We start from the raw sequence: 22989 nt of genomic DNA, 5'->3' as shown, positions 1-22989 counted from the left end.
AATGGCCGACCCGATCACTACCCGTCTGCGCCGCGGCGTGACGCCCGACGCAGCCGACGCAAATATCGGGCGCGCCCGGACGTTGCCGTGGTGGCACTACCTCGCCGCCGCCGCCGTCGGCGCGCTCAACACACTCTCGTTCGCGCCGACGCCGCATGGCGGCTGGCTCGAACTCGCGATCTTCGTTTTCTTCTTCGCGTGGATCACGCGCACGACGGGGTGGAAAAGCGCGGCGCTGACCGGCTTTGCGTTCGGTTTCGGCAACTACGTGACGGGCGTCTGGTGGCTGTACGTGAGCATGCACTTCTACGGCGGCATGCCGGCGCCCCTTGCGGGCGCGGCGCTCGTGCTGTTCTCGCTGTATCTCGCCGTCTATCCCGCACTTGCGGCGGGCGCGTGGTCGTTCTGCGCGGGACACGCGCGCAACGGCAAGCTCGTCGACGATGCACCGTTCTCGCCCACATGGCACGGCGCATTCGCCTTCGCGAGCGCGTGGGCTGTCGGCGAATGGCTGCGGGGCACCGTGTTCACGGGCTTTCCGTGGCTCGCGAGCGGCTATGCGCAGGTGGATGGGCCGTTCGCCGGTTTTGCGCCCGTTGCCGGCGTGTACGGTGTCGGCTGGGTGATGGCGCTCGCCGCCGCGCTGATCGCGCAGGCCGTCTTCCGTGCGCGCGCACCGAAAAACAGCGCGGCAGACGCTGCCCCGCGCTGCGCCGGCATCGCGATGCCCGCCGTCGCCGCCATCGCGCTGATTGCCGCTGGCCTGCTGCTGCCGCTGGTGTCGTGGACGACGCCCGCCAACGCGTCGTTGACGGTACGCCTGCTTCAAGGCAACGTGAAGCAGGACATGAAGTTCGAAGCGTCGGGCGTGAAGGAGGCCATCGACGAATATCAGCGGATGATCACCGAAAAGCCCGCCGATCTGATCGTCACGCCGGAAACTGCGATTCCCGTGCTCGCGCAAGCCATTCCGGAGCCGTTCGCGCTCGCCGTGCGCAAATTCGCCGATTCGACGCATTCGTCGATCCTGTTCGGCGCGATCGGCGGCAAGATCACGCCGGAAGGACGCGTCGTCGACTACACGAACAGCCTGTTCGGCGTCACGCCGGAACAGATGGGCGTGTACCGCTACGACAAGCATCATCTCGTGCCGTTCGGCGAGTTCGTGCCATGGGGCTTTCGCTGGTTCGTGAACCTGATGGATATTCCGCTGGGCGATTTCGCACGCGGCGCACCCGTGCAAAAGCCGTTCTTCGTGCACAACCAGCCCATTGCCGTCGATATCTGCTATGAGGACATCTTCGGCGAGGAAATCGCGCGCACGGTGCGCGAGAGCGACTCGCCGGCTGGCGTGCTCGTCAATTCGACGAATCTCGCGTGGTTCGGCAACACGATCGCGCTCGACCAGCATCTGCAGATCGCGCGCATGCGCTCGCTCGAGACGGGACGGCCGATGCTGCGCGCAACCAACACGGGCGCAACGGCCGCCATCGACGCGCACGGCAACGTGATCGCGCGCATGCCGGCATTCACGGCAGGTTCGATTGAAGCGACGATTCAAGGCACGACGGGCAATACGCCCTATGTGACGAGCGGCAACAACACGGTGCTCGCGATAGCGCTGCTGTTCCTCGCCTTCGGCTTCGCGTTCGGTCCGGGCCGGGCGAGGAAGAACAAAAACAACGGCAACGCCTGAGATCGAGGCAAAACGGGCGGCGCCACGTGAACAGCACAAAGGCGCCCCGCCGAACCGCCACACCCCAGAAAGTCTCAAGCCACCGGCAATCCGGTAAAATTCAGGGTTTTACAGCACTGGGCCGCGCAACCGGCCGGCTACGGGGTCAACGGTCAGCACGGCCGGCGCGCCTCGCGGGCGGCAAGGCAATCGCGTCCTGCCTGAAAGGCACCCTTCAAGGCACTTCATGCTCACGTTTCAGCAAATCATCCTGACGCTGCAATCCTATTGGGACAAGCAGGGTTGCGCGCTGCTCCAGCCGATCGACATGGAAGTCGGCGCGGGCACGTCTCACGTCCATACGTTCCTGCGCGCAGTCGGCCCCGAGCCGTGGCGCGCCGCATACGTCCAGCCGTCGCGCCGCCCGAAGGACGGCCGTTACGGCGAGAACCCGAACCGTCTGCAGCACTACTATCAGTATCAGGTCGTGCTGAAGCCGGCGCCGGAAAACATCCTCGACCTGTACCTGGGCTCGCTCGAAGCGCTCGGCTTCGATCTGAAGCAGAACGACGTGCGTTTCGTCGAGGACGACTGGGAAAACCCGACGCTCGGCGCATGGGGCCTCGGCTGGGAAGTGTGGCTCAACGGCATGGAAGTGACGCAGTTCACCTACTTCCAGCAGGTGGGCGGCCTCGACTGCAAGCCGGTGCTCGGTGAAATCACGTATGGTCTCGAGCGTCTCGCGATGTATCTGCAGAAGGTCGAGAACGTCTATGACCTGATCTGGACCGAGTGGGAAGAACAAGGCCCGAACGGCCCGGAAATGCGCCGCCTCACGTATGGCGACGTATATCACCAGAACGAAGTCGAACAGTCGACGTACAACTTCGAACACGCGAACACCGACCTGCTGTTCACGTTCTTCAACAGCTATGAAAGCGAAGCTAAGCGCATGATCGAGGTGCCCCTTGCGCTGCCCGCTTACGAGCTCGTCCTCAAAGCCGCGCACACCTTCAATTTGCTCGACGCACGCGGCGCCATTTCCGTGACAGAACGCGCGGCATATATCGGCCGCATTCGCGCGCTGTCTCGCCTCGTCGCGCAGGCGTATTACGACTCGCGCGAAAAGCTCGGCTTCCCGATGCTCGGCAATCCCGTGCACGGCGTGCCCGGCCTCACCACCGACGAACAGGATGCCGCGATGCCCGCGTGGGCGCCGCCGCTCAAAGTCGAACGCAAGATCGACCAGGACTGACGAGACCAAGAAGACATGACGCAATCCCATCAAGCCACCCTGCTCGTCGAACTGCTGACCGAGGAACTGCCGCCGAAAGCGCTCGCCCGTCTTGGCGATGCATTCGCGGAAAGCATCGCGCAACGCCTCGCGGCGCGCGACCTGATCGAAGGCGAATTGCAGTTCGAACGTTACGCGACGCCGCGACGTCTCGCCGTAACCTTGAAGAACGTGCGCAATGTCGCGCCCGAAAAGCATGTGCGCGAGAAAGTGCTGCCCGTGTCGGTCGCACTCGATGCGAACGGCCAGCCCACGCCGCCCCTCGCGAAGAAGCTCGCGGCGCTCGGCTTCCCCGACTTCTCGGTGAACGACCTCGAACGCGCGAACGACGGCAAAGCGGAAGCGTTCTTCCTGCGCTACGCGGCGCCCGGCGCCACGCTCGCCGAAGGCCTGCAAGCCGCGCTCGACGAAACGCTCGCGAAGCTGCCCATTCCCAAGGTCATGACGTATCAGCGTCCGGATGGCTCGAACGTGCAGTTCGTGCGCCCGGTGCATCGTCTGACGGTGCTGCACGACAAAGAGATCGTGCCCGTCACCGCGTTTGGCATCGATGCCGACGACACCACGCTCGGCCATCGTTTCCTGTCTGAAGGCTTCGTGCAGATCCAGCACGCGGATCACTACGCGGAAACGCTGGTGCACAAGGGCAAGGTCGTGCCGAATTTCGCGGACCGCAAGGAAGCAATCCGCACGCATCTGCTCGCGCAGGCGAACGGCGATCAGGTCGTGATGCCTGAGTCGCTGCTCGACGAAGTGACGTCGCTGGTCGAATGGCCCGTCGTCTATGCGTGCGAGTTCGAGGACGAGTTCCTGCAGGTGCCGCAGGAATGCCTGATCCTCACGATGCAGACGAACCAGAAGTACTTCGCGCTCACCGACGCGAACGGCAAGCTGCGCTCGCGCTTCCTGATCGTGTCGAACATCGAGACGAAGACGCCGGGCGAGATTGTCGAAGGCAATGAGCGCGTGGTGCGCCCGCGTCTCGCCGACGCGAAATTCTTCTTCGAGCAGGACAAGAAGCGTCCTCTCGCCGACCGCGTGCCGCAGCTCGCGAACGTCGTCTATCACAACAAGCTCGGCTCGGCGCTGCAACGCGTCGAGCGCGTCGAAGCGCTGGCAGGCGCAATTGCGGCAATGATCGGCGCCGATGTCGCCCTCGCAAAGCGCGGCGCGCATCTCTCGAAGGCGGACTTGCTGACCGACATGGTCGGCGAATTCCCCGAACTGCAAGGCACGATGGGCACGTACTACGCGCGCCACGACGGCGAGCCGGAAGAAGTCGCGCTTGCGTGCTCGGAGCACTATCAGCCGCGCTTCTCGGGCGATGCGTTGCCGTCGACGGCAACGGGCACCGTCGTCGCGCTCGCCGACAAGCTCGAAACGCTGGTCGGGATCTGGGGCATCGGCCTGCAACCGACGGGCGAAAAAGATCCGTTCGCACTGCGCCGTCACGCGCTCGGCGTACTGCGTATCCTGGTCGAAAAGCAGTTGCCGATCGATCTCGTCGAACTGCTGCGCGCCGCAAATGCACAATTCACGAACGTGCCGAACGTCACCGATTCGACGCAGGCCATCTACGAATTCTGCATCGACCGCCTGCGCGGCCAGTTGCGCGAACGCGGCTATTCGGCGGGCGAAGTCGATGCCGTCCTCGCGCTGAACCCGACACGTTTCGACGACATCGTCGCCCGACTGGAGGCCGTGCGCGAGTTCGCGGCGCTCGCGGAAGCGGCGTCGCTGGCGGCGGCAAATAAGCGCATCTCGAACATCCTGAAGAAGTCCGAAGCCGCGAGCGCGAACGGCGTGCAGATCACGTTGCTCATCGAAGCGGCCGAAAAAGCGCTGCATGCGCAACTTGAGCAGGTTGCGCCGCGCGTGCAGTCGCAGCTGGCCGAGGGGGAGTACACGGGCGCCCTGTCGGCACTCGCGGCGCTGCGCGAACCCGTCGACACGTTCTTCAACGACGTGATGGTCAACGCAGAAGATCCGGCGCTGCGCGCGAATCGTCTTGCGCTGCTCGGCGCGCTGCATCAACAGATGAACTGCGTCGCGGATATTTCGCGGCTGGCAGCCTGAGCAACGCATCATGCCGACTGCAAAGAAACTGGTGGTGCTCGACCGGGACGGCGTGATCAACGTCGACTCGGATGCGTTCATCAAATCACCCGACGAGTGGGTCGCGCTGCCCGGCAGCCTCGAAGCGATCGCGCGGCTGAACCAGGCGGGTTATCGCGTGGCTATTGCGACGAATCAGTCGGGCATCGGCCGCGGTCTGTTCGACATGGATGCGCTCAACGCGATGCATCTGAAGATGCATCGCGCGGCGGCCGCCGTCGGCGGGCGCATCGACGCGGTGTTCTTCTGCCCGCATACGGCCGACGACCACTGCGAGTGTCGCAAGCCGAAGCCCGGCATGCTGAAGATGATCGCCGAGCGCTTCGAGGTCGACCCGGAAGAGACGCCATGTGTCGGCGATTCGCTGCGCGATCTGCAGGCGGGCGCGGCGCTCGGTTTCATCCCGCATCTGGTGCTGACGGGCAAGGGCAAGAAGACGCTCGAAGCAGGCGGTTTGCCCGAGGGCACGCGCGTGCATGACGATCTGCGCGCGTTCGCCCTGGACTTTCTCGCCGAAGTACAAGAATGACGCGCGTAGCGCGCGCCCTCACCCACTGACCACGCCGATGCGCTTCATCCGTTCTCTGTTGCTGCTGATATTTTTTGCGGTCTTCACAATTCCGTATGCGACCGCATGCTTCATCGCCTTTCCATTCATGCGTGCCGACAATCGCTACTGGATGGCCGTCGGCTGGTGCCGTGCGACGCTCGCCGTGGTGCGCAAGCTGAACGGCATCCGCTACGAACTGCGTGGCATGGACAATCTGCCGAACGGCCCAGCCGTGTTGCTGTCGAAGCATCAGTCCGCGTGGGAGACGCTCGCATTTCCTGCGTTGATGCCGCGTCCGCTGTGCTACGTGTTCAAGCGCGAGCTCCTGTATGTGCCGTTCTTCGGTTGGGCGCTCGGTCTGCTGAAGATGATCCACATCGACCGCAAGGAAGGCAAGAACGCGTTTGCGTCGGTCACGCGGCAAGGCGCGCGGCGCATGTCCGAGGGCGCGTGGGTGATCATGTTCCCCGAAGGCACGCGCACACCGACGGGCAAGCAGGGAAAGTACAAGACGGGAGGCGCGCGCTTTGCCGTCGCGACAGGGGCAGTCGTCGTGCCCATCGCGCACAACGCCGGGCGTGTGTGGCCGCGCAACTCGTTTACGAAATATCCGGGTATAGTCACGGTGTCGATCGGCAAACCGATCGACACCACCGGGCTCACGCCCGACGAAGTGAATACGCGCGTCGAAACGTGGATCGAAGCCGAGATGCGTCGCATCGATCCAGCCGCTTATGGCGACGAGCAGAGCACGCCCGCCGCCGCCCGAATCTGACGCGCCACGCTGCGTGCGCACCTGTGCGCTTCGCAGCGTATCAGCGCGAAGTGAGTCCGATGCAGAAGTCTTCCAAGCCGCAGCCTGCTGCGGCGCTCGATAGCCGGCAACTCGATCTGCCGCTCTTCGACGAGCCGGGCAAAACTGCGGCGCCGCCGCAACCGAAGCCCGCTGCTCCCCTCGCACCCGATGGCTCGAAACTGCGCAGCGTCACGCTCGGCGCGCGCATGCTGCACTATGCACTGAAGCGCTCATCGCGCCGCTCGATTGGCTTTGCGATCGACAGCACGGGGCTCACGATCACTGCGCCGCGCTGGGTCACACTGAGCGACATCGAAACCGCGATCGCCGAAAAACAGCGCTGGATTTTCACGAAACTCGCCGAATGGCAAACGCGCACGGAACAGCGCGTGATGCCGCGCGTCGACTGGAAAGATGGTGCTGAGGTGCCGTATCTCGGGCACACCGTACGTGTGACGCTTGCGGCATCGAATGCACTGCTTGCGTACGATGGCGAACGCAACGTGCTCGCGCTGCCGTTGCCGGCGCAAGCCGATCCGCAGCAGATCAAGGATCGCGTGCAGGGGTGGTTGCAGGGCGAGGCAAAGCGGATCTTCGGCGAGCGGCTCGTTGTGTATGCGGAGAAGCTGGGGGTGACGTATCGCGCGTATGCGTTGTCATCGGCGGCGACGCGCTGGGGTAGTTGTTCAAGCGACGGGAAGATCCGGCTCAACTGGCGGCTGATTCATTTTCCGCTGTCGGTGATCGACTATGTCGTCGCACATGAACTCGCGCATTTGCGCGAGATGAACCATAGTCCGCGGTTCTGGCAGACGGTTGAATCCATCTTTCCTGAGTTTCGTGAAGCCCGGCAGACGCTTAAGCATCATCCGCCTGAGCTCCTGCCTACGCTTTAGTGGTTTTTTCTGTCTGCGACGCGGTCGCCATTTGGTTTTTTTGCTGGGTTTAAGACTTCTTCTGAATAAACTCGATCTTGTACCCGTCAGGGTCAGTAACAAACGCGATAACGGTCGTACCGTGCTTCATAGGCCCAGCCTCACGCACAACATTACCGCCTTGCTGCTTGATCTTTTCACACGCGGCATACGCATCATCGACTTCCACCGCGAGGTGGCCAAACGCATTGCCCATGTCGTACGACTCGGTGTCCCAGTTGTGCGTCAGCTCGATCACCGTACCGTCCTTCTCGTCTTCATAACCGACGAAGGCGAGCGTGAACTTCCCTTCCGGATAGTCATTGCGGCGCAGCACTTTCATTCCGAGCAGCTCGGTGTAGAACTTGATCGAACGATCGAGATTGCCCACGCGGAGCATGGTATGGAGAAGGCGCATCGTACACTCCCTTGTTGCTTGATGATGTCGAGAACGTCAATGTACAGAAAAAGCCGCGCGTTCGCTGAGTGACAACCTTCAGAATAGATGACGCAGCCCCGTCATCAAGCCAATCTGCGAACCCTTCTGCGCCAGCCCAACCCCATTGACACCCTGCAACTGCGCGCCGATCAGATCGCCGCGATACAACGCATAATCGCCTTCCAGATAGACGTCCGTGCGCTTCGACAGGCTGTAGTCGGCCACGAGCTGATACTGCCATGCGGAGCCGTCCTGCGCCGACGTCTTGCCGTCCTGCAAAGTCCGCCATACATTCGCTGCGAAATGCCACGCGGCACCCACCTGCTGCGTGATGCCGCCCAGTATCATGCGACGCCGCGAAAAATCCGTGTACTTGAGCGCGGCGAGCACAGGCGCCGTGAACGGCCCGTTCGCGAAGTTGGAAAAGCCCGCATCGTTCTGATTGACGATGTAGCCGAGCGCGAAGCGCGTCTGATTCCAGGTGTACGACGCACCGAAGGTCCAGGCCTTCGCGGTGCTGCCGTTGACGGAATCACGCGTCTCTTCGTAGGCGCCGCCCAAATTCACCGGTCCGCCATTCGGCGCGTACGCCGCCGCCGCGCCGAATTGCGATCCATACGACGTGTGCCCCGCGACGCCGCCGAACGCATACGCTACCGACAACATCACGTCATGCGCACGCGCCTGATACTGAACCTGATTGCTCGTCCAGATGCCGCCCGACATCGTCACTTCCGGCTGGAAGCTGAAGTCATACGGAATCCACGGGTTGCTGCCATAACCGCCGATCGTAATGCCTTCGATCAGCACGTTCGGCATGCGCCCGAAAATCAGCTTGCCGTATGTCGACGATTGCACGCCAATCTGCGCCTCGTTGAAAAACGGCAGCGTTGGGTCGCTTTGTCCGCTGTTGATGTAGATACGATTTTCGAGCTTGAAGAACGTAGACCAGCCGCCGCCCAGATTCTCGACGCCACGCAAACCCCAACGACTTTCCGACATGCCACCATTGCCGAGTCCCACGCTCGAGTCGCCGTTCTTGTTCACGTGCGTCATATAGCGGACGCTTTCGTCGACGATGCCGTACAAGGTGACGCTCGACTGCGCATACGCCGCGCCGCAGGTCAATGCAGGCGACATCGCGGCCCACGCGCAGATCGTCACTCTCTTGCTCACCTTCGTCATACCGTCTCCTGATTCACCCTGCTTGCACATGAACTGCGTGGGAATGTCTTAAAGCGGCGCGGCAGCGCAGCCGCCGCAAATGGCAAGCGCAAGAAAGCGTAAGAGTAATCTGTATGAAGAGTCAGGAAGATAAAAGAAAGCCCGCGTGTTGCGGGCTGTCTACACTGATCTGTGCGAACGCAACGATCAAACGTTGCGGTGCGATTGATGCATCAACGATGCACTAAGTGCCCGCTGCCGCCGACACGGCCTGCGCAACGGCCACGTATTCCGCGACGGGCACGTCTTCGGCGCGGCGTTGCAGATCGAAGCCGAGCGCTTCGAAATCGACGGAATCGCGATACGTCGACAACGTATTGCGCAACATCTTGCGACGCTGCGAAAACGCCGCCGTCACGACTTCGCCGAGCTTGATTTCGTCGACGGCGGGCAGTTCGTGCGGCGCGTACGGGATCATGCGCACGATAGCGGAATCGACTTTCGGCGGCGGCTGGAACGATTCGGGCGGCACGTCGAGCAGCTTGTCGATCACATAGCGATACTGCAGCATCACTGACAACCGGCTGAACGCCTTGCTGCCCGGCTCTGCGACCATGCGCTCCACCACTTCGTTCTGTAACATGAAATGCTGATCGATCACGCGCTCGGCGAAGGTGGCGAGATGAAACAGCAGCGGGCTGGAAATGTTGTACGGCAGATTGCCGACGATACGCAGCGTCGGCTTGTCGCCCTCGCCCGCGAGCGAGCCGAAGTCGAACGCGAGCGCGTCGCCTTCGTGCAGTTCGAGCAGGTTGCCGAATTTCTTCTTCAGACGCCCGATCAGGTCGCGGTCGAGTTCGACAGCATGCAGCGGCGCTTCGGGCGTCGCGAGACGCTCGACCAGCGGTTCCGTAAGCGCACCGAGCCCCGGTCCAATTTCGACCATGCGCTCGCCGCGCTGTGGACGGATCACGTCGACAATTGAATCGATGATGCCCAGGTCGACCAGAAAATTCTGTCCGAAGCGCTTGCGCGCGAAGTGGCCCTGGTGCTGTCTGCTTGAACTGTTGGACATCGAAAGAAGCTACGAAAAAATCACGCGGCGCGCCGGTTGCGCGCCATGAAAACAGCGGTGTCGATCGCGGCGATCAGGCTGCCCGCATCCGCGCGGCCCGTACCGGCAAGATCGAGCGCCGTGCCGTGGTCGACGGACGTGCGGATGATCGGCAGGCCCAAGGTCACGTTGATGCCTTCGCCGAACGTCGCATATTTGAGCACGGGCAGGCCCTGATCGTGGAACATCGCGAGCACGCAATCGGCTTCGTTCAGATAACGCGGCTGGAACAGAGTATCCGCCGGATACGGACCGCGCGCGTCGATGCCCTGCCCGTTCGCCAGTCGCAGCGCGGGCGAGATCACATCGATTTCCTCGCGCCCGAGATAGCCGTTCTCGCCCGCGTGAGGATTCAGACCCGTGACGAGAATGCGCGGCGCGGGCAGGCCAAAATGGCGACGCAAGTCGTGATCGATGATGCGCAGCGTGTCGGCGATGCCGTCGACCGTCAACGCCGCCGACACGTCCTTCAGCGGCAGATGCGTAGTCGCCAGCGCGACGCGCAGCGGCCTTGCGCCTGTGCCCGCCAGCATCATCACGACATGCGGCGTCCCCGTGCGCTCCGCCAGATATTCGGTGTGGCCGGTGAACGGCACGCCGGCATCGTTGATCGTGCTCTTCTGCAGCGGCGCGGTGACGATAGCGTCGAACGTACCCGCCAGCGCGCCATCGATAGCCGCATCGAGCAGCCCGAGCACATACGGGCCGTTCTGTGCATCCAGCTTCCCGGCCAGCGCCGGCACGGCAAGCGCATGATGCTGCATGGCAATGCGACGGCCCTGCTGCGCGGCCCAGTCGACGCCGACGGCCTTCGCACGCTCGTCCATCAGAGCGCTGTCGCCGAGCACCGAGAAGCGCGCGTCCGGCCAATGTGCGCCCGCCGCTGCGAGCGCCTGTGCCGTCAGTTCAGGACCGACGCCAGCCGGCTCGCCCGTGGTGATCGCGATGTGAAGCGGGTCGTTCGAGGGCTGGGCAGCGATCATGACGATTCCAGAGGTTATTGCGCGGTGTTGTCCGCGGATGTGCCCGTGACCGGGCCTACCTTGTAATCGACATATGCGGTGTCACGCAGTTCACGCAGCCAGTCGGCATAGGCCTGTTCCGCCTTGCGCTGGCCGATCGCCTGACGCGCCAGATCCATCTGCTGAGAGACCGAGCCCTCCGCTTCCCGGCGGCCGAGCACCTGGATCAGGTGGTAGCCGTACTCGCTTCGCACAGGCTGGCTGATCTGGTTGTCCTGCAGCGAATTCATCGCCCGCTCGAACTCCGGGACCGTTTCGCCCGGGCTGATCCAGCCCAGATCGCCACCCTGCGACGCCGAGCCGTCCTGCGAATACGTGCGCGCGAACTTGTCGAAGTCGCCTTGGCCCGCTTCGATTTCCTGGCGGATTTCCAACAGCTTCTGGCGTGCTTGCGGCTCCGACATGCCGTCACCGACACGCAGCAAGATGTGGCGCACGTGCGTCTGCACGAGCTTCGTCGAGTCGGCGGAAGCCGAGCCCTGACCCGAGCGGCGCTCGACGAGACGCACAATCTCGAAGCCGTCGTTGGTGCGGATCACGGACGGGTTGACCTGGCCCGGACGCAGCGTCGCAGCCGCCGTCACGAATTCAGCCGGTAGCCTGGACGGTGCCTGAAAGCCCAGATCGCCGCCCTTCGACGCATCGGGAGCCTGCGAATTCGACTTCGCGAGCTTGCCGAAGTTATCGCCCTTCAAGGCTTCCTGAAGCAGCGCGTTCGCCTTGGCCTGGGCTGCTTCGATATCCGTCTGGGACGCATTGAGCGGCGCTTTCAGGAAAATGTGCTCGAGGTGCAGATCGCTCGCGAGGCCTGCCGTCGGGCCGCGCTGGCTGGCGATGTAGTTCGCCACTTCCGCGTCCGAAACCGTGACCTTGCTGTCCACTTCCTTTTCGCGCAGACGCGACAGGATCAGCTCCGTCTTCGCGTCGCCCATGAAGGTCGTCCAGGGCACGCCTTGCGCCTCGATACGTGCGCGGTACATGTCGAGCTGCAAGTTGTTCGCCTGGGCGAGACGTTCGAGTGTGCGCTGCACCGTCGCGTCGTCGACGGTGATGCCGTCTTCGCGCGCCTTTTGCAACTGGATGCGCTCAAGCACCATCTGGTTGAGCACCTGCTGGCGCAACTGGTCGGCGGGCGGAATCGGCGCGTGCTGCTGATTCAACCGCTTCGTGATCAGGCCAACGCGCATGTCCAGCTCGCGCTGCGTAATCACGCCGTTATTGACGACAGCCGCGATCGTATCGACTGTTTGGGCACTGCCGCTGCCGTTCAGTGCCTGCGCGTGCGCGGGTCCGGCCAGCAGAATGGAAGCGGCCGCAGCGAAGCCGGTCGCGAACGTTGCCAGGCGAAGCTTTTTCATGATTGCCACAGATACTCCAAAGATGTCGGGCACGCTCGGCCCGTCTTTTCGATCCGGATGCGTTTTGGCGCGCCCCCGGATCCCATGCAACAAGTTGCGTTTCCGTTCTGCGAACGACGCGGTGTCGGTCTTGCTCCCCGCGACCCCGGTCACTCGCGCCCCGATCATTCGTAGTTGTTGAACTGCGATTCCGGCGGCGGCGGCGGCGGCAGCGGCTGATAGCCCGCCACGCTTGCGCGGAACGCCGACATCAGACCGTTATCGACGCTCGACAGCCCCTTGAACGTCAGCTGGGCGAGCACGCGCGTGCCGGCCGTCTGGCTGCCCGTCGAGTTGACACCGTTTGCGTAGCGCTGGAAGCCCAAGCCGAGCGTCCAGCAATCCGCGTCGTATTGCAGGCCGAGCAGCGCGTCGACGGCACGATGGCCTTTCAGGTCGTAATTGATCCGCCCGACGCCGAAAACACGGTGCATCAGCGGCCATTGTCCCGAGATCAGCAGCTGGTTGATCGGCTGATTGTCGAGCGTCGTGTTGGCGCGCGTGTACCGATAGCCGACGTTGATCACCTTGCCGGACGCCGGACTGTACCCGAAGCCGACACTGGTCTTGACCAGCTGATTGTTGTCCGCATTATATTGGAACGCAGTTTCCGACGCGAAACCGGCCCCGAGCTTCAGCGACGCGCCGAGAATCAGGTCCGAATGCGTTGCCTGTTCCGTGGTCTGTGTCTGATTCAGCGTGACGCGCTGATCGCGGAAATAGTACTGTTGCGCGATCACGAAACGCGCGCGTTCGTCGCCCGTCGCCGGGTTGAGAAAACGCGTGGTCAGCGCGGCCGTCAGGCGGTTCGCATCGGCGATCCGGTCATTACCGACAAACGTGTTCGGCGTGAAGATTTCCGCGAGACCGAAATCCGACTCGGCCGTGTCGAACAGCGGCGCGAAGCTCTGGTTGCGATACGGCGTGTAGACATAGTACAGACGCGGTTCCAGCGTCTGGATATAGTCCTCGCCGAACACTCGCACCGACCGGTCGAAGATGAGGCCGGTGTCGAACGAGAACGTCGGCACCGATTCCGTAAAGTTCTTCGGCTGGTTCGCGGGCGCACCCGTGCCGATGTTGCTCAGGTCGTACGACGCGAAGTGCCATTGCACCTTCGGTGTGACAAAGTAACCCGGACCGACCACGGAGTATGACAGGTACGGATTGAAGACGACGCGGTCGCCTTCCGTCGAATCCGCCGTCGTAATGCGAAAGCGCGTGTAGTCGGCTTCCGCGCCGAAGTCGAAGCCGCCGACGTTGTACTTCGTGTACTTCACGTTCAACTGCGGCTCGCGGCCGTACGGCGCGGTTGAAGGCGCAAGCGTCTGCCAGTGCTGCTCGCGCGCGAGCACGGACCACGGCCCGTTGTTGTACGTGAGACCTGCTTCCTGCTGATACAGCAGCTGCGTGCCGTTCAGAAACTGGTTGGTCGTCGACGCAAGGTCTTCCGGATAGGTGTTGTCCGAGACCTTGTTGTAGTAGATGTAACCGCCGAAACCCGAACCGAAGTTCTGGTTGTGCTGGATGTACAGAGCGTAGCGGTTCGTATGCGTGATTTTGTCGTCGGGCAGGAATTCGCCCGTGATCGAACCGCTATACGTCGGCGACAGATACCGGAAGGTCGACTGCAACTGCACGCCGCGCTTTGACAGGATGCGCGGCGTGAACGTCAGATCGCGGTTCGGCGCAATGTTGAAGTAGTACGGCAGCGACAGCTCGAAACCATTGGTCGAACTGAGCGATGCTGTCGGCGGCAACAGGCCGCTGCGCCGCGCGCCCGACAGCGGGAACGACAGCCACGGGCTCGCGAACACGGGCACGCCCTGGAAGAACAGCACGCCGTTGTGCGCAACGCCGTTGTCGGCGCCCGTGTCGAAATCGAACTCGCTACCCTTGATGTACCACGCGGGATCTTCTGCGCACTCGCACGCCGTGTAGGTGCCGCGTGTGAACACCGAACGCTCGTTGTCGAGCAGATCGACGCGCTCCGCGCTGCCCGAGCCGCCCGTCACGTTGAAGTGGTACTTCGGCGTGGTCATGAAGCCTTCGCTCGATTCCAGCTTCATGTGCGCTTCGGGGCCCGTAAAGCGGGCGCCGTTGCCGGACAGATGAACATTGCCGTACGCATCGGCCATGTCCGTATCCTGATCGTAATGAAGCGCGTCGGCCTTGAGCGCCGAGTTGCCACGACGGACTTCTGCGGAACCCTTCGCGGCAATGTCCTGATCGGCCGTGCCCGTGGTCGAGTCGCCCAGCACGAAGGTGGCGGGACTCTGGCCCTCGGGCGTCGAATGTTCTTCGAGTTGTGGGGCCAGCCGCAGGCCCCACGGCGCGTCTATCGGCTGCGCCTGCGCCGCCTCCCCCGCCAGCTGCGCGTGCGAGAGCGCGGGCAGCAGACCCGGCACGGCGATCAGCGCCGCGGCGAGCCGCCTTCTGCGCGGCAGGCCGTCAGAGGAAGGAGTGATTGGGAAAAGCTGTCTGGGCGGCATGTATCGTTTGGCGTATCGGCCCTGCTGTCAGTTCATGTGCCCGGTTCATCAGTCACGAGTTGCCGCCTGTGCAATCGGGCATCGAATGCACAACTATTGACGATTCATGCAGCGGTAAAGGCGGGCGATCCAACGAGATGCGCGAGAACTGACGCGAGTCGCGTCAAAAAAGTCGTGGGGTATTATATGGCAAGACGTTGCCCACCCCGATTTTGTCGCCTGCTTTTCATGACGCCTTCCCCTGCCTCTTCCCTTACATCCGCTTCTTCGATGACGGATACCCGCCTCGGTCTTCTCAACGGCTGGCTGCGCACGCACGCCGAGCGCTATCGCCTGGACCTTGCCACCCTCGAGCCTGCTTCCGCCGACGCGAGCTTTCGCCGCTATTTCCGCGTCGCGGGCGGGGGCGCCGGGTTCGGCGCGACGACGGATGCCGGCGCATCGACGGTGATCGCTGTCGATGCGCCGCCGCCCGAAAAGTGCCGCGAATTCGTGCAGGTGGCCGGCTTGCTGGCCGATGCGGGGGTGCATGTGCCGCGCGTGCTCGAAGTCGATCTGGACGCGGGCTTCATGCTCGTCACGGATCTCGGCACGCAGTCGTATCTGTCCGCGCTTCGTGACAGCAGCCCCGCCGAAGCGAGACAGCTGATGCGCGCGGCACTCGATGCGCTGATCCGCTGGCAGCTCGCGTCGCGCGAAGACGTGCTGCCGCCGTTCGACGAAGCCTTCCTGCGCCGCGAGATGGAGCTGATGCCGGAATGGTTCATCGGCCGGCATCTGGGCCGCGAGGTCGACGAAACCACGCGCGGCGTGCTAGATCGCACCTTCGCGTTGCTGGTCGCGAGCGCGATGGCGCAGCCGCAGGTCTTCATGCTGCGCGATTTCATGCCGCGCAATTTGATGATTGCGAGCCCGAATCCCGGGGTGCTGGACTTTCAGGACGCGGTGTACGGCCCGATCACGTACGACGTCGCGTCGCTGCTGCGTGATGCGTTCATCGGCTGGGACGAAGCGTTCGAACTCGATTGCTTCGCGTATTATTGGGAGCACGCGAAAAAAGCGGGCCTGCCCGTCGATGCCGACTTCGGCGAGTTCTATCGACAGCTCGAATGGATGGGCCTGCAGCGGCACATCAAGGTGCTGGGTCTGTTCTGCAGGATCAACTATCGCGACAGCAAGCCGCATTACATGGCCGACCTGCCGCGCTTCATCGGCTATGCACGCAGGGTGTGCGAACGCTATCGGCCGCTCGCGCCGTTTGCGAAACTGCTCGATGACCTCGAAGGCCGCGCGGCCGAAGTCGGCTACACGTTCTGACGGGTGAAAATTTGAACAAAGCGATGATCTTCGCCGCCGGACGCGGCGACCGGATGCGCCCATTGACGGACACGTGTCCGAAGCCGCTGTTGAAAGTGGGCGGCAAGGCGCTGATCGAATGGCAGATCGAGCGGCTCGCGCGAGCGGGCTTCACCAGCATCGTGATCAATCATGCGTGGCTCGGCGAGCAGTTGGAAGCCGCGCTTGGCGATGGCGGGCGGTATGGCGTGTCGTTGCTCTACTCCGCAGAGCACGATGCGCTCGAAACGGCGGGCGGCATTGCGCAGGCGTTGACGTTGCTGGAAGACGCCGGCAAGCCGGAGGTGTTCGTGGCCGTTGCCGGGGACGTCTATGCGGATTTTGATTATTCCGCTTTGCGGGGGAAGATCGCGCGCCTCGCCGCAATGGATGAGCCCGGCATGCATCTGGTGATGGTGCCGAATCCTTCGTTTCATCCTGATGGGGATTTTGTGCTGGCCGCTGATGGGTGTTTGGCGCTCGAGGGCGCGCCGCGGCACACATTCGGAAGCATCGGCGTATATGACACGCGGATGTTTCGGGATATCGCGCCGGGTACGCGGCAGGCCTTGACGCCTTATTATCGCGAGGCGATTGCGATGGGGCGCGCTACCGGTGAACTCTATGAGGGGTTATGGGAGAACGTCGGGACGCCAGCGCAGCTTCATGCGCTCGATGAGATTTTGAAGTAGTGTGCTTTTTACGCCTGCTCAGCGCGGGCGTTCCTCATCTTTTCATGTTTGCGCTCTTCGGTTTCGCTGGCGAATCCTAACCAACACCCTCGCCCCGCGCCTCAACACCAGCATCCTCCGCATGCGCCGCTGCAGCACGCTCCTGCTGCAGCGCCCACATCTGCGCAAATAGGCCTCCCGCCTGCACGAGAGCAGCAAAATTTCCGCGCTCGACGATGCGCCCCTTATCCATCACGATGATCTGCTCCGCATGCACAACGGTCGAAAGACGATGCGCAATAATCAACGTCGTCCGATCGCGCGCAATCTGATCGAGCTCATGCTGGATCGCCCGCTCGGAGCGCGAGTCGAGCGCCGACGTCGCTTCGTCGAACAGCAGCACAGGCGGATTCTTCAGCAAGGTCCGCGCAATCGCGACGCGCTGCTTCTCGCCACCCGACAACTTCAATCCACGCTCGCCGACAGGCGTGTCATAGCCCTTCGGCAAGCTCTCGATGAACTCGTGAATATGCGCCGCACGCGCCGCCGCGATCACCTGGTCGCGCGTCGCCGAAGGGCGCCCATACGCGATGTTGTAGTAGATCGTGTCGTTGAATAGCACGGTGTCCTGCGGCACGATGCCGATCGACGCGCGCAGCGAATCCTGGGTGACATCGCGAATGTCCTGCCCGTCGATGCGAATCGCGCCACCCGTCGCACGGTCCAGGTCGTAGAAGCGAAACAGCAGCCGCGCGAGGGTCGACTTGCCCGAGCCGCTATGACCGACGACGGCCGTCGTCGTGCCCGCGGCAATCGTGAAGCTCACGTCGTGCAGGATCGGGCGCGACGGCTCGTACGCGAAGCTCACATGATCGAAACTGACCTGCGCACCCTGCACGGCGAGCGGCGCCGCATCGGGTGCGTCGGGCACTTCGCGCGCGGCGCCCAGCAGCGTGAACATGCGGTCCATATCGGTGAGACTCTGCTTCAGTTCGCGATACACGACGCCGAGAAAATTCAGCGGAATATACAACTGCAGCATGAACGTGTTGATCAGCACCAGATCGCCGAGCGTGAGGCGACCCGCCATCACGCCTTGCGTCGCACGCCACAGGATGAACACGAGCCCCGTGCCGATGATCGCCTGCTGCCCGAAATTCAGCGCCGACAGCGAGTTCTGCGACTTGATCGCGGCCGCCCGGTAACGCTTCAGGTTTTCGTCGTAGCGCTGCGCTTCCCACTCTTCGTTATTGAAGTATTTGACCGTCTCGTAGTTCAGCAGCGAATCGATCGCGCGCGAGTTCGCCTTCGAATCGAGTTCGTTCATCGTGCGGCGAAAATGCGTGCGCCACTCGGTCACCTTCACCGTGTAGGTGATGTACGCCACCAGCGCGATCGCCGTGACGATCGCGTAGTACGCCTCATATTTGACGATAAAAAAACCCAGCACGAGTCCGAATTCGACGAGCGTCGGCAGAATGCTGTACAGCGAATACGAGATCAGCTGCGTGATGCCGCGCGTGCCGCGCTCGATGTCGCGCGACATGCCGCCCGTCTGCCGTTCAAGATGAAAGCGCAGCGACAGCGAATGCAGATGCCGGAATACCTTCAGCGCAAGCTGACGCACCGCGCTTTCCGTCACCTTCGAGAAGAGAATTTCGCGCAACTCCGTAAAGAGCGACGTCGACAGGCGCACGACGGCATACGCGATTACCAGCAGCCCCACGCCGCCGAGCAGCACGATACCGGGCGCATTCGTCGCGCGTCCGAGCGCCGTCAGATGCTGCACGGAAGCGAGACTGTCGACAATGTGCTTCATCACGATCGGCACGCCGAGATTGGCAACCTTCGCGCCGATCAGGCAGCTGAGCGCAAACACGACGCGCCACTTGTACGTCGAGAGATAAGGCAGCAGCGAGACGATGGTTTGCCAGTCGTTGCGCGGCAAATTCGAGATCGGCGACGGTTCGGACGAAGCGGAATAGCGACGCATGATTTGTATTGTGGGATTGCCTGCACGCTTGACGCGTGACTCATGGGGAATGTGACGGGCGGTAGCGCCAGGAACACGGGAGCGAGCCATCAGGCCAGATTAGAACGCTCGGAACACAATGTGCTCGCGGACACTCGCGATCAGTTCGCGCGTACGCTTTCCCGTACAATTCCCGATCAGGCAATATTGTCGCAGAAGCCGGCTGGCGCCGCTTTCGCCGCGCTGACCGTTCGAATCGTCACGGTCATGCCGTCGTCGCGAAAGCGCCCGCTGCAGGCTCAATTGATTCCATGGACGCCCCGATGACCCAGACTCTCCAACTTCCGCAGAAACCGTGCGCGCTGCGCGTCGTCCCGCAACCATCGGATGCGAACGTTCATGGCGATGTGTTCGGCGGCTGGATCATGGCGCAAGTCGACATTGCCGGCTCGATTCCCGCGAGCCGTCGCGCGAACGGCCGCGTCGCGACCATCGCCGTCAATTCGTTCGTGTTCAAGCAACCGGTGTTCGTCGGCGATCTGCTGAGCTTTTATGCGGATATCGTGAAGACGGGCAACACGTCGGTGACGGTCTCGGTCGAGGTCTACGCGCAGCGTATGAGCCTCGCGGAAGAAACGGTGAAGGTCACGGAAGCGACCCTCACCTATGTCGCGACCGACACCGATCGCCGCCCGCGCGCATTGCCGCCGCTGGAGTGACGCCGCGCGCCGCGCCCGTTGCAGCGCGCCCTTCAAACGCGAGCGGCAAGCGGACGCTCACACGTCCGCCGTCTCCATTGCCGGGCTCTGCGAGCCACGCTGCAGCATGCCGGGAATCGCGTGGTGCGGCAGCGGCTTCGCGAAGAAATAGCCTTGCATTTCGTCGCATGCGCGCTCCTTGAGAAAGTCGAGCTGTGTCGACGTCTCCACGCCTTCGGCGATCACCTGCAGATTCAGCGAGTGCGCGAGCGCGATGATCGCGGACGTGATTGTCTCGTCATCCGACGATTCGCCGATATCCGACACGAACGATCTGTCGATCTTCAAGCGGTCCACCGGGAAGCGCTTCAGGTAGCTCAGGCTCGAATAGCCCGTGCCGAAGTCATCGATTGCGAGGCCGATGCCAAGCGCGTGCAGTTCGTTGAGCATCGACACGGCTTCTTCCGCATTGCGCATGATGGTGCTCTCGGTCAGTTCGAGCTCCAGGTATTGCGGATCGAGGCCGGTCTCCTCCAGCACCTGCATCACGAGCTTCGCGATGTCGCGCTGCTGGAACTGGCGCGCCGACAGGTTCACCGACACGCGTGCGGGCGGCAATCCTTCGTCCTGCCACGCCTTGTTCTGACGGCACGCTTCGCGCAGCACCCATTCCGACAACGGCCCGATCAGCCCGCTTTCTTCGGCGACGGGAATGAACTGCGACGGCGGAATCAGACCCACTTCGGGATCGTGCCAGCGCACAAGCGCTTCCATGCCGACCACCTGGCCCGTTTCGATATCGACCTGCGGCTGATAGTGCAGCAGGAATTCGTTGTCGCGCAGTGCCCGGCGCAGGCGCCGCTCGAGGTTCAGCCGCGCGCCCGCCGATACGTTCATTTCCGGCTGATAGAACTGGAACGTGTTGCGGCCCATGTCCTTGGCGCGGTACATCGCGAGATCGGCCTTCTTCATCAGCGTTTCGGCGTCGTCGCCGTCCTGTGGGAAGAGGCTCGCGCCCATGCTGCAGCCGACGTACAACTCCGTGCCGTCGAGCCACACGGGCTCCGAAATCGACGCGCGCACGCGTTCCATCCACGCGATGAGCGACTGCTCGTCGACGGTATCCGTCATCACGATCACGAACTCGTCGCCGCCATGACGCGCGACGGTATCGCTCGCCCGCGCGCAACGCGCGAGACGATCCGCGACCACCGACAGCAGCCGGTCGCCGACGCTGTGACCCAGACTGTCGTTGACGTTCTTGAAGCCGTCGAGATCGATGAACACGACGGCAACGCCCTTGTGATGCCGTTGCGCGACGATCAGCGCATGTTGCAGGCGGTCGCGCAGCAGGTTGCGGTTAGGCAGGCGCGTGAGGCTGTCGTAGTTCGCCTGATATTCGAGCTGTTCCTGGTAGCGGATGAGCGCGGTCACGTCGTTGATGACGGCGATGTGATGCGTGGTCTGTCCGTCCGCGTCGGGCACGGGCGCAATATAGAGCTGGTTCCAGAACAGCGCGCCGTCCTTGCGGTAATTGCGCAGCACCGCGCTCACTTCGCGGTTTGCCGCGAGCGCCTGACGGATCGCGGCAATGCCTTCCTGATCGCGGTCGTCGCGCTGCAGCAGGCGGCAGTCCTGGCCGATCACTTCCTGCGGATCGTAGCCCGTGATGCGCTTGAACGCCGGGTTCACGTATTCGATCAGGTTGCCTTCCTTCGATGGCTCCGTGATCAGGATCGCATTGACGCTCGCATCGAGCGCGCGGCTTTGCAGGCGCAGCGCGAGATCGGCGCGCTTGCGCTCCGTGATGTCCGTGTACGAACCGAGCACGCCGATCACGCGGCCGTCGCTGTCGGTGAACGGCAGCTTGCTCGTCACCGTCGTGCGATGCACGCCGTCGATCACCAGGTCGGTTTCGTAGTTCATCTTCGGCACGCCGGACAACATGACGTCGGTATCCTGGCGCCCGAGCGCCTCGGCGAACGCGCGCCACGGCATGTCCTCGTCGCGCTTGCCAATCACCTGCTCGGGATAGGCGAGGCCCGCGTCGCGCGCGAACGCCATGTTGCAGCCGAGATAGCGCAGCTCCTTGTCCTTCCAGAAAATGCGCTGCGGAATATTGTCGATCACCGTTTCCAGCATCTGGTTCGAACGCTGCGCTTCGGCTTCCGCGTTGATCTGCTCGGTGACGTCGTCGGCCAGCACGAACAGCGCGGGCCGGCCCATGAACGTCATCGCGTGATACGAAATGTCGGCGCTGATCTGCGAACCGTCCTTGCGCCGGTGATGCCAGACGCCCGCCATCGTGCGCGGGCCGCCCGGCGTCACGTCGCTGCGCTGCAGATGGGTTTCGAGTCGCGCGACCTCGGAGTGCGGGCGGATCGCGCGCACCGTCATCGCCAGAAACTCGCTCTCCGAGTAGCCGTATTGCTGGACGGCCGCCGCGTTCACGGCGAGAAAGCGCAGTGTGTCGCGGTCGAAGATATACATCGGCACGGGATGCTGCTCGAACAGCCCGCGAAAGCGCTCGTCGCTCCGGTGCAGCGTGCGCGCGACGCGCAGCTTTTCCCGCGCGACGTTTTCCCGTGCGCCGAACGTGTAGATCAGCAGCCCGCTGCCCGCGAGCATCGTCACGACCAGAAACAGCATCGCGTAGCGCGAATCGCGCATCGACGCGTCGAGCGCCGCTTTCAGCGCGCGATCTTCCTGCGCGCGCAACTGTTCCATATGCGCTTCGAGGCGGTCGACTTCCATGCCGAGGCGCGTGTAGGTCTGCGCGGCCCAGGCGCGTGAGCCGTCCTGCTCGGGCGCCGTGGTTTTCGCAAGCGCGGCCGCGATGTCCTGCTGCAGGCGGTTGCCGCTGACCGTGAGCGCATCGAGCGCCCCGCCGACGCCCGGCTGGTCCGCAAGCTGCTTATGCAGCGACCGGTCGATCTGCGCGAGCGACGCGGACATGCTCCCCACGGTATTCGCGGGCGCGGGCTGGGCCGAGGCCTCGTAGCGCCCGAGCACGTCGAGGCCGTCCTCCAGCGTCGAGCGATAGGCCTCCAGGTTCTGACGGATGGCCGTCGAACGGGCCGTGCGCGCATCGGCGTCGCGCTGTCCGCAGATCTGCGTGTACGCGACGAACGCGTTCGCGCCGACGGCAGCCGCGACGACGGCCAGATTGATCAGCAGCCGCTTCGATAGAAAAGAGATCATAGGTTCCGAACGTCGTTCGATCCTGCAGGCGGGGGCGCGCGTCAAAGCCGTTCACGGGGCGGCGCACGCGCGACGCGAGCGATACAGGCGCTGCCGGGCGCAGCGCTTTACGCGCCAACCTTTGGATAACGGCAGCGTTC

General features: G+C 63.2%; 17 protein-coding genes. 9 read left to right on the top strand and 8 right to left on the bottom strand.

What is annotated here, in order from left to right; translation table 11 throughout:
- The first annotated feature begins 1 nt into the window (after position 1).
- The 6 genes from lnt (at position 2) to BPHY_RS02005 (ending at position 7326) form a co-directional block, all read left to right on the top strand.
- Complete coding sequence (lnt, locus tag BPHY_RS02030) at positions 2-1696, top strand: apolipoprotein N-acyltransferase (RefSeq protein ID WP_012399826.1); 1695 nt, start codon at positions 2-4, stop codon at positions 1694-1696.
- 226 nt (positions 1697-1922) lie between these two features.
- The gene (glyQ, locus tag BPHY_RS02025) at positions 1923-2930 is read left to right on the top strand and encodes a glycine--tRNA ligase subunit alpha (RefSeq protein ID WP_012399825.1); all 1008 of its coding nucleotides are present in this window, start codon (positions 1923-1925) and stop codon (positions 2928-2930) included.
- A gap of 15 nt (positions 2931-2945) precedes the next feature.
- The gene (gene glyS, locus BPHY_RS02020; protein WP_012399824.1) at positions 2946-5045 is read left to right on the top strand and encodes a glycine--tRNA ligase subunit beta; all 2100 of its coding nucleotides are present in this window, start codon (positions 2946-2948) and stop codon (positions 5043-5045) included.
- A gap of 10 nt (positions 5046-5055) precedes the next feature.
- Positions 5056-5613: a D-glycero-beta-D-manno-heptose 1,7-bisphosphate 7-phosphatase gene (gene gmhB / locus BPHY_RS02015; RefSeq protein WP_012399823.1), complete on the top strand. Its 558-nt coding sequence runs from the start codon at positions 5056-5058 to the stop codon at positions 5611-5613.
- Positions 5614-5650: 37 nt separating this feature from the next.
- Positions 5651-6409, top strand: a complete 759-nt coding sequence (locus tag BPHY_RS02010) for a lysophospholipid acyltransferase family protein (RefSeq protein WP_012399822.1) — start codon at positions 5651-5653, stop codon at positions 6407-6409.
- A 59-nt stretch (positions 6410-6468) separates the two neighbouring features.
- Complete coding sequence (locus tag BPHY_RS02005) at positions 6469-7326, top strand: M48 family metallopeptidase (protein WP_012399821.1); 858 nt, start codon at positions 6469-6471, stop codon at positions 7324-7326.
- Between the two features lie 49 nt (positions 7327-7375).
- On the opposite strand, the gene gloA is transcribed toward BPHY_RS02005, so the two are convergent.
- The 6 genes from gloA to BPHY_RS01975 all read right to left on the bottom strand — a co-directional run bounded on the left by gloA (position 7376) and on the right by BPHY_RS01975 (position 14972).
- Positions 7376-7762: a lactoylglutathione lyase gene (gene gloA, locus BPHY_RS02000; RefSeq protein WP_012399820.1), complete on the bottom strand. Its 387-nt coding sequence runs from the start codon at positions 7760-7762 to the stop codon at positions 7376-7378.
- A gap of 78 nt (positions 7763-7840) precedes the next feature.
- Complete coding sequence (locus tag BPHY_RS01995; RefSeq protein WP_012399819.1) at positions 7841-8968, bottom strand: porin; 1128 nt, start codon at positions 8966-8968, stop codon at positions 7841-7843.
- A gap of 223 nt (positions 8969-9191) precedes the next feature.
- On the bottom strand, positions 9192-10022 hold the full coding sequence (gene rsmA / locus BPHY_RS01990; protein ID WP_012399818.1) for a 16S rRNA (adenine(1518)-N(6)/adenine(1519)-N(6))-dimethyltransferase RsmA: 831 nt from the start codon (positions 10020-10022) through the stop codon (positions 9192-9194).
- A 20-nt stretch (positions 10023-10042) separates the two neighbouring features.
- On the bottom strand, positions 10043-11044 hold the full coding sequence (gene pdxA, locus BPHY_RS01985; RefSeq protein WP_012399817.1) for a 4-hydroxythreonine-4-phosphate dehydrogenase PdxA: 1002 nt from the start codon (positions 11042-11044) through the stop codon (positions 10043-10045).
- 14 nt (positions 11045-11058) lie between these two features.
- Positions 11059-12450 (bottom strand): peptidylprolyl isomerase, encoded by a 1392-nt coding sequence (locus BPHY_RS01980; protein ID WP_012399816.1) that lies wholly within the window; start codon positions 12448-12450, stop codon positions 11059-11061.
- Positions 12451-12605: 155 nt separating this feature from the next.
- Complete coding sequence (locus BPHY_RS01975; protein WP_012399815.1) at positions 12606-14972, bottom strand: LPS-assembly protein LptD; 2367 nt, start codon at positions 14970-14972, stop codon at positions 12606-12608.
- Between the two features lie 228 nt (positions 14973-15200).
- Between BPHY_RS01975 and BPHY_RS01970 the strand changes: the two genes are divergently transcribed.
- Both BPHY_RS01970 and murU read left to right on the top strand, forming a co-directional pair.
- Positions 15201-16289: an aminoglycoside phosphotransferase family protein gene (locus BPHY_RS01970; protein ID WP_041763235.1), complete on the top strand. Its 1089-nt coding sequence runs from the start codon at positions 15201-15203 to the stop codon at positions 16287-16289.
- Positions 16290-16312: 23 nt separating this feature from the next.
- On the top strand, positions 16313-16999 hold the full coding sequence (gene murU / locus BPHY_RS01965) for an N-acetylmuramate alpha-1-phosphate uridylyltransferase MurU (protein WP_041763234.1): 687 nt from the start codon (positions 16313-16315) through the stop codon (positions 16997-16999).
- Between the two features lie 76 nt (positions 17000-17075).
- On the opposite strand, the gene BPHY_RS01960 is transcribed toward murU, so the two are convergent.
- On the bottom strand, positions 17076-18971 hold the full coding sequence (locus BPHY_RS01960; RefSeq protein WP_012399812.1) for an ABCB family ABC transporter ATP-binding protein/permease: 1896 nt from the start codon (positions 18969-18971) through the stop codon (positions 17076-17078).
- A 302-nt stretch (positions 18972-19273) separates the two neighbouring features.
- Here BPHY_RS01960 and BPHY_RS01950 point away from each other — a divergent pair, with 302 nt between their 5' ends.
- Positions 19274-19669, top strand: coding sequence for an acyl-CoA thioesterase (locus BPHY_RS01950; protein ID WP_041763666.1), 396 nt, complete (start codon positions 19274-19276; stop codon positions 19667-19669).
- A gap of 57 nt (positions 19670-19726) precedes the next feature.
- Here BPHY_RS01950 and BPHY_RS01945 read toward each other — a convergent pair whose 3' ends face one another.
- Positions 19727-22849 carry a sensor domain-containing protein gene (locus BPHY_RS01945; RefSeq protein ID WP_012399810.1) on the bottom strand — a complete coding sequence of 1041 codons (3123 nt, stop codon included), beginning with the start codon at positions 22847-22849 and terminating at the stop codon, positions 19727-19729.
- Positions 22850-22989 lie beyond the last annotated feature (140 nt).

Origin of the sequence: Paraburkholderia phymatum STM815 (assembly GCF_000020045.1) — a bacterium.
In the GTDB taxonomy this organism is placed as follows: Bacteria; Pseudomonadota; Gammaproteobacteria; order Burkholderiales; family Burkholderiaceae; genus Paraburkholderia; species Paraburkholderia phymatum.
This window is presented reverse-complemented; position numbering and strand designations above follow the sequence as displayed.